The following is a 10,290-nucleotide window of genomic DNA, read 5'->3' on the forward strand; positions in this document are numbered from 1 at the left end:
CTAACCGGAACCGCGGACGCCCCGACCGCGAGGACCCGGCCCGGTCGGCCGAGAAGGCTTCATGGTCTGTTCATGCTTCATCCCTAGCGTTCTTCACGTCGCGGCACATCGCGGACCGGGGCCGGTCCGCCGCCTGGTACGCCGCGGGGGAAGGAACTGCCATGCACACAGCGATATCGGTGCTCGCCGCGAAGTCCATCACCGACCACATCGCCCCCGGGGACCTGATCACGCGTGGCGGCCTCGACGTCGTCGCCCTGCTGATCCTGGTCGGCTGGCTCTACCGGCGCCGCCCCAGCGCACCGGAGATGCCGCTCGTGCTGACCGCGCTGAACATCGGCCTGTTCGCCGCGATGGGCGCGATCGGCGGGGGCAAGTTCCCGGCCGGGGTGGGGTTCGGCCTGTTCGGCATCCTCTCCCTGGTCCGGCTGCGCAGCGCGGCGTTCACCCTACGCGACGTCGCCTACACATTCGCAGCCCTGGTCATCGCTCTCGTCACCGGGCTGCCGCAGCGCCAGAGCTGGCTCGTCCTCGCCCTGGACGCCCTCGTGCTCGTGGCGGTGCTGGTCGTCGACGACCCCAGGACGTACAACCCGACCCGGGTCGTCAAGCTCACCCTCGACCGGATCTACCCCGACCCCGGTCTCATCGCCCAGGACGTGGCGTTCCGTGTCGGCCAGGCCCCCCTGTCCGTCGTGGTCGACGAGGTCGACTACGTACGCGAGACCACCCGGGTCTCCGCCCGCTACCCCACCCAGCCGGACGAGCCACCGGCCGCCACGGAGACCGGCCTTCCCACCGCGCGCGAGAGCGCGGCAGCGTCATGACGGACGCGGCCTCCCTCGCCACCGCGCTCGGACTCCCGGGGTTGCGCGGCGCGACGCTCACCGAGGTCGACGCGGCAGCCGCTCTCCAGCACCGCACCGACCGCAAGTACCTGCTCCCGCTCGAGGCTGCACGCCTCTTCGTCGACCGGCTCGCCGACAGCCACCGGGTCCTCGACCTCGCCGGACGCCGTACGACCAGCTACCTCAGCACGTACTTCGACACCCCGCAGCTCGGCGCCTGGCGCGCCCACGTCCAGCGGCGCCGCCACCGCTGGAAGGTCCGCACGCGCCTGTACGCGGAGGACGGACTGTGCCGGGCAGAGGTGAAGACCAAGGACGGCCGCGGCGCCACGGTCAAGCACGCGCTCACGATCCCGGCCCTCGCATACGGCCAAATCGACGCACCGGCAGCTGAGTTCGTCGACGACGTACTGCGGCAGGCCGGGATCCCCGTCCGGGCCGCCGCCCTGGTCCCCGCCGCCGAGATCCGCTACGCCCGCGCCGCCCTCGCTGACCTCCACCACGGCACCCGCGTCACCCTCGACGGCATCCTCACCTGCCACCGCGGCGACCGCACCGCCGGCCTCGACCCCGGTCACGTGCTCGTCGAGACCAAGGGCGGCCTACGGCCCGCACCTGCCGACCGGCTGCTGCTGCGCCTCGGCGCCCGGCCCGTCTCCCTCAGCAAGTACATCGTCGGTCAGTCCCTGCTCACCCCCGGCCTGCCCGACAACGACGTACGCCGCCTCGCCCGCACCCACTTCCGGACCGACCGGCACCCGGTGACGGCACCGCACATCGAAAGGACCCACGCCGCATGAACGTCCTGCGCAGCATCAAGTGGCCGTACGCCCTCATCGCGATCGTCGCCGTCGCGGCCGCCGCCGTCGGCCTGCTGCGACCGCAGATGATCGGGGCATCAGCCGCCGCGTCCACCTCCGCCAAGCACAAGAAGCCCGGAGCGACCGCCCGCATCAAGCAGAACCCGCCGCCGTCCCTCTTCACCGACGCTCAGATCGCCCCGCTCGGCAAGCAGGTCGCGGCCCAGCGCACCAAGGCGGACAAGCTCTTCGCCCAGTGGAAGGCAGAACACGGCACCACCCGCGACGACAAGGCGTTCGCCGCCTGGGCCGCCCGGCAGATCCCCGCGCCGCCCTCCGCGCAGGCCCGTACCGCCGAACTGCACCAGGTCCAGCAACTCGCCAAGACCCGTACCGCCGCCGGGAAGAAGGCCGCCACCTGGCTGGAGATCTACGGCAAGAAGGACATCTGGAAGCTCTACCTCCACGATCAGCGCGAACTGATCCCCGCCGCCCAGGGCACCGCGGAGAAGGCACAGCTCAAGGCTGCCCTGAAGATGGCCAAGACCGTCAGCGACCAGGCGGCCGCCAAGGACAAGCAGCCCGCGCCGTTCGTCCTGGACCCCTCCCTGCGCCCCGACAAGCACCTCAAGGCCGGCGCCAAGGGCCCCTACTCCTACCCCTCCCGGCACGCCGCACGCTCCGCCGCCGCGGTCACCCTGCTCAGCGCTCTCTCCCCGCACCGCGCCACGGACTACGAGTGGATGCAGGACGAAGTCGTCTACTCCCGCGTCTACATGGCCGGTCACGTCCCCAGCGACATCCTCGCCGGCACCCTGCTCGGAGACCTCATCGGCGACTACGAGCTGGCGGCCGGCACACGCTGACACCGTGCTCCCCTGGGCAGCGGCGGGGGTGCCCGGGCGCCGTCACCTTCCCGAACCTCTTCTGGGAGCCGCCTGGGAGCCGCCTGGGAGCCGACAAATGATCATCATTCGGGGTGAAAAGGCCGTGGTTCACATCCCGCCACCCCGACAGTGAAGCAACAGGCCGGAGGGGCGGTACCGAGTTCGGTACCGCCCCTCCGGCGTGGAGTCGCAACCTCCCGGCCCCCTTTTGCCTTGGGCCCCGGCTGTTCCTCGACCGCTACCAGCCGCCCGCCCGGGAAGCGGTTCCGGTCTGCGGGACGAGCAGGTGGGCGATGTCGCGGGCGGTCGCGGCGATCTTCTCGTCGGACACGTCCAGGCCCTGCGAGGCCAGCAGCACGGTGTTGACGCTCAACAGCGCCGCCCGCATGCGGAGTTCCTCCTCCACCGAGGCATCCGGACCGGCCAGAATCTTGACCAGTTCGCCGAGCCGCTCGAACGCGTTCTCCCGGCCGGGGTGGAGGTCGCGCACGACGCGCTGGTTGGCGAGCGCGAAACGCATGGCGGACAGGCCGCCGGCGGTGACCAGGTCGATCATGCGGTCCACGGCGTGGACGCGCAGCTCGGAACCGGGCGGCTGCTCCCCGGCCCAGGCGACCATGTCGTCGAGTGCGTCCAGATGCTCGGTGAACAGCGAGCGGACGATGTCTTCCTTGCTGCCGAAGTGGTAGTAGAGCGCGGCCTTGGTGATGCCGAGGCGTTCGGCGATCTCCCGCAGCGAGGTCGTCTCGTAGCCCTGCGCGGTGAACAACTCGATGGCCACCTTGCGGATCTCGGCCTTCGTGTCGTCGCCCCGCCGCCGCCCTGCCATCGTCAACCGTTCCCTTCCCTGGTTCTCCCCGGGGCTCCCCGGTACTCCTGTGCGCCGGATCGCCGACTCGATCGTCGTCGGAGGACCCTTTCTTGCCAACTTACCGGTCGGCAAGTAATCTACTAACCGGCCGGTAGGTAAGACCGCGTACGCCATGGCGTCACGACGCGAGTACGACCGGCCGCCCCCATGTCCGAAATTCGGTCGTCCGGCTCCCCTCGGACCCGGGCGGCCCGTTCCATTGCTGAAAGGCATTCGCCGTGACGCAGACAGCCCCGGCGTCGGCAGACGCCGAGACTCATCCGCCACGCTTCACCCACCGCGAGATCATGGTGACGATGAGCGGCCTGGTCATCGCCATGCTGCTGGCCATGCTGGACAACATGATCGTGGCGCCCGCGCTGCCCACGATCGTGGGCGACCTCGGTGGCCTCAACCACCTGGCCTGGGTGACCACTGGCTACATCCTCGCCTCCACCGCCGCCACCCCGATCTGGGGCAAGCTCGGCGACCTGCTGGGCCGCCGCATCACCTTCGTCTCCTCGATCGCGATATTCCTGCTCGGCTCCGTGCTGTGCGGCATGTCGCAGAACATGGGCGAGCTGATCGGCTTCCGCGCGCTGCAGGGCCTGGGCGCGGGCGGTCTGATGGTGGGCGTCATGTCGGTGCTCGCCGACATCGTGCCGCCGCGCGACCGCAGCAAGTACCAGGGCGTGATGATGGCAGTCATGCCGGTCGCCATGATCGGCGGCCCGCTGGCGGGTGGTTTCATCACCGACCACCTCAACTGGCGCTGGGCGTTCTACGTCAACCTGCCGCTGGGCATCGTCGCCCTGCTGGTGTGCTGGATCGTCCTCGCCAAGCTGCCCCGCAGGAGCGCCGGGCAGGTGCGCATCGACTGGACCGGCGCCGCGCTGCTGACCGTGTGGATCACCACCCTTGTCCTGATCACCAGCTGGGGCGGCACCGAATACGACTGGGCGTCGCCCGTGATCATCGGTCTGGCCGTGGTCACCGTGGTGGCGTTCGCCGCGTTCGTCCTCGTCGAGCGGCACGTGGCCGAGCCGATCATGCCGCTGTCCGTCTTCACCGACGGCAACTTCAACCTCGCCGGTGCGCTCAGCCTCGTCGTCGGCTTCGCCATGTTCGGCGGGGTGACGCTGCTGCCGCAGTTCCAGCAGTACGTGCAGGGGTCCTCGGCCACCAACAGCGGTCTGCTGCTGATGCCGATGATGATCGCCTCGATGGTGCTCTCGCTCGCCGGCGGCACCGTGATCAGCAAGACCGGCCGGTACCGCGCCCTGCCGATCGCGGGCAGCGTCCTGATAACGGTCGGCCTGGCCCTGTTCGCCACCATGGACACCGGCACCTCGCGCTTCATGACGGGCGTCTACATGGTGGTCCTGGGCGCCGGCATGGGCTGCCTGATGCAGACCACCATGCTCATCGCGCAGAACAGCGCGCCGCTCAAGGACATGGGCGCCGCCACCGGCGCGGCCACCTTCCTGCGCAACATGGGCGGCTCCCTCGGCGTCTCCGTACTCGGCGCCCTCTACACCAGCACGCTGACCGATTCCTTCACCTCCGCGGGCGGCGCCGCCGGAGCCGGGAACGCCGGTGGTGCGGTGGCGCAGATGACGCCCGAGGCGCTGCGCAACCTGCCCGAGGCCGTGCAGCACGCCTTCGCCCAGGCCGTCAGCGACGGCGTCGGTATCGCCTTCGCCTGGGGTGCGGGCGTCGCCGTCATCGGCATTGTGCTCGCCCTGTTCATCCGGCACGTGCCACTGCGGGGCTTCGGCGGCGCACCGGGCGCGGACAAGGCTCCGGTCGAGGTCACCGCCGCCGAGCACGCCCGGTGACCCGCGGGGGCGGGCCGCACCCCACGGCCGCCGCCCGCCCCCGCGCGATGCCAGAGTCCGCAGACACCCGCCATGGCCAGGGGCCTCGCGGCCGATGCCGCATATCGCGACGTGATGCTGCGCGTCGGCGAACTCCCCTTCCTCGTCCGCCAGTCGCACCTGCGTCAGGCATAACGATCTAGGGCGTGTTTCGAAAGTCCCGCCGCAGAAACGAATCCCTCGGATTGATCACACCCGCATACGCCCCCTGGCCGGACTCGCACGGTCGGACCGTCCGCGCAGGCGGCAATCCGGCATCTCGCGACGGGCTGCCCTCCCGGCTCTCAGCCCATTCACCCGGAATGCGCGCTTCGTACTCACATGCGAATCTGAAAGTGGCCCCTCGTCCGAGACCGGCTACAGGAGGCGTAATCGTGAGCAAGAAGCAGAGCCGACAGAATCGCGGTGCCCGCACAGGTGGTCACGAACGCAGCGCGCCCTCGGAGACGAAGGAGCAGAGGCAGGCGCATATTCCGGATGCGCCCGGGCCGGTGCGCGCGATATCGCAGCAGGTCTCCCACCGGAAGCAGCGCAGGTTCGGACACAACTGATCTTCGCCGGCCGACCGCGACCGAAGCGCTGTGGTGGCACCTCGCGTGGGGGCCACCACAGAGTGCGCCATGGCGGTCCGCCGGGAATTCTCCGATGGGCCGTGACACGTATGCCGTTTCGCTCAGGCGCGGCCCGCAGCGCCCGGGGCAGAGCGGGGGCCGTCGCTGCGGCGAGTACGGCTGGGGACCGGGCCGGCCCCACCCCCGTGGAGGCCGCCCCGGAAACCGCGCCTCAGTAACGCTCGGCAAGGTGCTCCCGGCCTGCCGGCGGCTCGTACGGCTCCGGCCAGAAGTCCGTGATCTCCACGATCCGGCCCTGGTCGTCCCCCGTGAAGAAGTGGATGGCGTGCATCTCTTCCAGGCCTACGGTGAACAGCGTCCGTACGGCCACCTGCTCGCCTGCCCGGTCGGCCACGATCCGTTCAACACGGACATGCCAGTCCCCCGGATACTCCCGGTTGAACCGGAGATACCGCTCCTTGCCCCGGATGCGCTCGCGGGTCTGCGGCAGGTCGTAGAGCACCTCCTCGGCGAGCGTCGCCGCGAAGGTGTCCCAGTCACGTGTCTCGGCCGCGGTCCAGTACGTCTCCACCGTGGCGCGCAGATCGGCAGTCATGGTCCGAGTCTGAACCCCACCACTGACAACCGGCCTTCGCTCAACCCGCAGCCGGTTTCGACGCCTTGATCGAGTACATCAACGGAATGCGGGGCCGGCCGGGCGGGAAGCGGTAGAACCCGTCGGCGTGCCGCTCCAGTGCCGCGAACCGCTGGAAGAGCGAGGCGTCGTGCTCGTGCAGGAACTCGATCCGCAGTCCGGCGGCGGCCAGCGCCGACACCACGTCACCGACGGGGTGCTGCCACTCGACGCTCCGGTTGTGGACGGTCGGCGCGTCGAGGTCCGCGTACGTACCCGGTGTCTCGTCGACCCATGCGTCGCGGCTGAAATAGTCGTATGTGACCGTCGAGCCGGTCGCGTCGTCGAGGCAGTCGGTCAGCGGATGGAACTCCGCGAGATAGAGGAATCCGCCGGGCGCGACGAGCGCGGCGGCGATCTCGGCCCAGCGGCGGGTGTCCGGCAGCCAGTTCAGCGCACCGACGCCTGTGTAGACGATGTCGTACGAGGTGTCGGGGACGGCCTCCGCCGCGTCATGCACATCGGCGGCGACGAACGCCGCCCGGTCCGGGGTGAACCCCAGCTCGCGGGCCAGACCACGGGCGGTCTCGACGGCAGGCCCGGAGAAGTCGAGCCCGACGACGTGCGCGGCGCCATGCCGGGCCCAGGAGAGAGTGTCGACCCCGATGTGGCACTGCAGATGCAGGAGCGACTTTCCCGTCACGTCCCCGACCTCCGCGAGCTCGAACGCACGCAACGCGTCCTTGCCCGCCCGGAAGGCGTCGAGGTCGTAGAAGTCGCTCGCTGCATGGATCGCCACGCGCTCGTCCCAGAGCGCGCGGTTGGCCTCGCGCCAGTCGTCCGGAGTCGGAGAGTACATGCCGGGGAGGTTATCCACAGGCTGAGGACGATGCGAACGGATTTTCCGGGCCCGACGCAGAATGGGGGGCATGACTGAGATCACTGGCTCGACGACCGACTCCGCTCCGGCGCGGACGAACGGCTCCGTTCCGGCACCGGCGACCGATTCCGTTCCGGTGTGGGAGCAGCGCTTCCGGGCTCCCCGGGTGTCGTTGCCCGACTGGGCGGAGGACGCTCCGGACCGTGCGCTGTTCGTCTCCAACGCGACGGGGACGTACGAGCTGTACGCATGGGACCGGGCGAGCGGGGATCAGCGGCAGGTCACCGACCGGCCGAACGGGACGACGGACGGGGTGCTGACCCCGGACGGCGAGGCGATCTGGTGGTTCGACGACACCGACGGGGACGAGTTCGGGGTGTGGATGCGCCAGCCGTTCCACGGCGGTGGCGGTGAAGGGACGGCGGACGTGCCGGCGGCTCCCGGTCTCGCCCCCTCCTACCCGGCGGGGCTCGCGATCGGGCGGGACGGGACGGCGGTGATCGGCCGCTCCACCGACGAGGACGGGACGACGATCCATGTCGTACGGCCCGGGTCCGAGCCCGTCGAGATCTACCGGCACCGCGAGTCCGCGGGCGTCGGGGACCTGTCGCACGACGGGACGCTGATCGCCCTGGAGCACACCGAGCACGGCGACGCGATGCACTCGGCGCTCCGCGTGGTGCGGCCGGACGGAACGACGGTCGCCGAGCTCGACGACACCAAGGGGGGCACGGAGGAGCTGGGGCTGACCGTGCTGGGCTTCGCGCCGGTGCCTGGAGACACCCGGTTGCTGATCGGGCATCAGAGGCGGGGGCGCTGGGAGCCGATGATCTGGGACCCCGTGGCCGGGACGGAGACGGACCTCGCGATCGATCTGCCCGGCGACGTGGGCGCCGAGTGGTATCCGGACGGCTCCGCGCTGCTGATCGTCCACGGCTTCGAGGCCCGCAGCGACCTGTGGCGGTTCGAGCCGGGCACCGATGCCGCTCCGGTACGGGTGGAGACGCCGGCCGGATCGGTGTCGGGTGCCACGGCCCGGCCGGACGGCACGGTGGAGTATCTGTGGTCGTCGGCCGCGCAGCCGCCCGTTGTGCGGTCCACGACGGGCGCGGTGGTGCTCGATCCGCCGGGCGCGAAGGCTCCGGGGTCGGTTCCGGTGGAGGACGTGTGGGTGGACGGTCCGGGCGGCCGGATCCACGCGCTCGTGCAGCGGCCCGCCGCCCCGGCGGAGGGGCCGTTCCCGACCGTCTTCGAGATCCACGGCGGCCCCACCTGGCACGACAGTGACGAGTTCGCGTCCGGGCCCGCCGCCTGGGTGGACCACGGCTACGCGGTGGTCCGGGTCAACTACCGCGGCTCCACGGGCTACGGGCGGGCGTGGACGGACGCGCTCAAGCACCGGGTCGGCCTGATCGAACTGGAGGACATCGCGGCCGTACGGCAGTGGGCGGTGAAGTCCGGGCTCGCCGACCCGGAGAAGCTGGTGCTGGCCGGGGGCTCGTGGGGCGGCTATCTGACCCTGCTCGGCCTGGGTACGCAGCCGGACGACTGGGCGCTGGGCCTGGCGGCGGTCCCGGTCGGCGACTACGTCACGGCGTACCACGACGAGATGGAGGCCCTGAAGGCAATGGACCGCACACTGTTGGGCGGCACGCCGGAGGAGGTGCCCGAGCGGTTCGAGGCCTCGTCCCCGCTGACGTACGTCGACGCCGTGAAGGCACCGGTCTACATCTCGGCGGGCGTCAACGACCCGCGCTGCCCGATCCGCCAGGTCGAGAACTATGTGGACCGCCTGAAGGACCGGAGCGCCCCGCACGAGGTGTACCGGTACGACGCGGGGCACGGCTCGCTCGTCGTCGAGGAGCGGATCAAGCAGGTGCGGCTGGAACTCGACTTCGCCCGACGGCACCTCGGGTAGCCGGCGTCCGGGCCCGCGCCGTGGCCGGCGACGGCGCGGGCCCGTGCCAGGCCCGCGTGGCGCCCGGGCCGCATGGGGCCCGCCCCACGCTCCGGCGCGGCGTCCCGGGTGACCGGCGTCGGCCCGGGCAGGTGGCGGCGCTTGCGGCCCCCCGGTCCGGGATACCGGACCGGGGACCGTACCGTGGAGGGGTGTACCGGTTCCTGCTGACCCCGCGATGGTGGGGGATCAACCTCTTCGCCGTCCTGGCCATCCCATTCTGCGTCTTCATGGGCACCTGGCAGCTCGGGCGCTTCGAGGACCGCGTGCAGACACACGAACAGGCCCAGAAGCAGCCCGATCCGGGCAGCAGGGCCGCCGAACCGCTCGACGACCTCTTGCCGGTCGACAAGGTGACCTCCGGGCGTCCCGCCACCGCGACGGGCCGGTACGCCGACCAGTTCCTGGTGCCCGGCCGGAAACTCGAGGACAAGAGCGGCTTCTACGTCCTGAACCTGCTGCGCACCGACGGCGGCAAGGCGCTTCCGGTGGTGCGCGGCTGGCTGCCCGGCAAGGCCGGGCAGACCGCGGTTCCCGCCGCTCCGACCGGTGAAGTCACCGTGACCGGCGACCTCCAGGCGTCCGAGAACGCGGGGACTCCGGGCGTCGACACGGCGGGCGGGCTCCCGGACGGCCAGCTCGGCATGATCAGCGCCGCGTCGCTGGTCAACCTCGTCCCGTACGACGTGTACGACGCATGGGTGACGCTCCAGGACACCGACAGCAAGAGCACCGACGCCAAGAACAGCGCGGCCACTGCTCTGCGCCCCGTACCCGCCGTCGCGCCGCAGGGCAGTGGGCTCGATCTGAAGGCGTTCCAGAACCTCGGCTACACCGGCGAGTGGTTCGTCTTCGCCGCCTTCGTGCTCTTCATGTGGTTCCGGCTGGTCCGGCGTGAGGCGGAGGCCGCGCGGGACGTGCGGCTCGGCCTCACTGACGACGCGGACACGGACAGCGGCTGAGGCGTGCTGACGCGCATACGTGAGGGGGTCCGCCGGTTTCCACC

At 70.8% G+C, this 10,290-nt stretch carries 9 protein-coding genes; 6 read left to right on the top strand and 3 right to left on the bottom strand.

Translation table 11 applies throughout. The features are described 5' to 3' along the window. Positions 1-161: 161 nt before the first annotated feature. From ACNPQM_RS10885 to ACNPQM_RS10895, 3 genes are read left to right on the top strand one after another with little or no spacing between them, the layout of a single operon-like run. The gene (locus ACNPQM_RS10885; RefSeq protein ID WP_418083846.1) at positions 162-827 is read left to right on the top strand and encodes a DUF4956 domain-containing protein; all 666 of its coding nucleotides are present in this window, start codon (positions 162-164) and stop codon (positions 825-827) included. Continuing rightward, positions 824-1,648, top strand: a complete 825-nt coding sequence (locus ACNPQM_RS10890; protein WP_418083847.1) for a polyphosphate polymerase domain-containing protein — start codon at positions 824-826, stop codon at positions 1,646-1,648. The genes ACNPQM_RS10885 and ACNPQM_RS10890 overlap by 4 nt, the downstream gene beginning before the upstream one ends. Continuing rightward, positions 1,645-2,514, top strand: a complete 870-nt coding sequence (locus ACNPQM_RS10895; protein WP_358857076.1) for a phosphatase PAP2 family protein — start codon at positions 1,645-1,647, stop codon at positions 2,512-2,514. The genes ACNPQM_RS10890 and ACNPQM_RS10895 overlap by 4 nt, the downstream gene beginning before the upstream one ends. Positions 2,515-2,773: 259 nt before the next feature. On the opposite strand, the gene ACNPQM_RS10900 is transcribed toward ACNPQM_RS10895, so the two are convergent. After that, entirely contained in the window at positions 2,774-3,364 is a 591-nt protein-coding gene (locus ACNPQM_RS10900; protein ID WP_418083848.1) for a TetR/AcrR family transcriptional regulator, read from the bottom strand. 260 nt (positions 3,365-3,624) lie between these two features. Between ACNPQM_RS10900 and ACNPQM_RS10905 the strand changes: the two genes are divergently transcribed. Then, positions 3,625-5,223 carry an MDR family MFS transporter gene (locus tag ACNPQM_RS10905; protein ID WP_418083849.1) on the top strand — a complete coding sequence of 533 codons (1,599 nt, stop codon included), beginning with the start codon at positions 3,625-3,627 and terminating at the stop codon, positions 5,221-5,223. Between the two features lie 822 nt (positions 5,224-6,045). Here the strand turns inward: ACNPQM_RS10905 and ACNPQM_RS10910 are convergent. Both ACNPQM_RS10910 and ACNPQM_RS10915 read right to left on the bottom strand, forming a co-directional pair. Then, positions 6,046-6,429, bottom strand: coding sequence for a nuclear transport factor 2 family protein (locus ACNPQM_RS10910; protein WP_366139055.1), 384 nt, complete (start codon positions 6,427-6,429; stop codon positions 6,046-6,048). Positions 6,430-6,469: 40 nt separating this feature from the next. Further along, the gene (locus tag ACNPQM_RS10915; protein WP_418083850.1) at positions 6,470-7,306 is read right to left on the bottom strand and encodes a class I SAM-dependent methyltransferase; all 837 of its coding nucleotides are present in this window, start codon (positions 7,304-7,306) and stop codon (positions 6,470-6,472) included. A 70-nt stretch (positions 7,307-7,376) separates the two neighbouring features. Here ACNPQM_RS10915 and ACNPQM_RS10920 point away from each other — a divergent pair, with 70 nt between their 5' ends. Continuing rightward, the gene (locus ACNPQM_RS10920) at positions 7,377-9,245 is read left to right on the top strand and encodes a S9 family peptidase (protein ID WP_418083851.1); all 1,869 of its coding nucleotides are present in this window, start codon (positions 7,377-7,379) and stop codon (positions 9,243-9,245) included. 191 nt (positions 9,246-9,436) lie between these two features. Next, positions 9,437-10,246 (top strand): SURF1 family protein, encoded by an 810-nt coding sequence (locus ACNPQM_RS10925; protein ID WP_418083852.1) that lies wholly within the window; start codon positions 9,437-9,439, stop codon positions 10,244-10,246. Positions 10,247-10,290 lie beyond the last annotated feature (44 nt).

This window comes from Streptomyces sp. NPDC056231, assembly GCF_048270745.1.
Classification (GTDB): Bacteria; Actinomycetota; Actinomycetes; order Streptomycetales; family Streptomycetaceae; genus Streptomyces.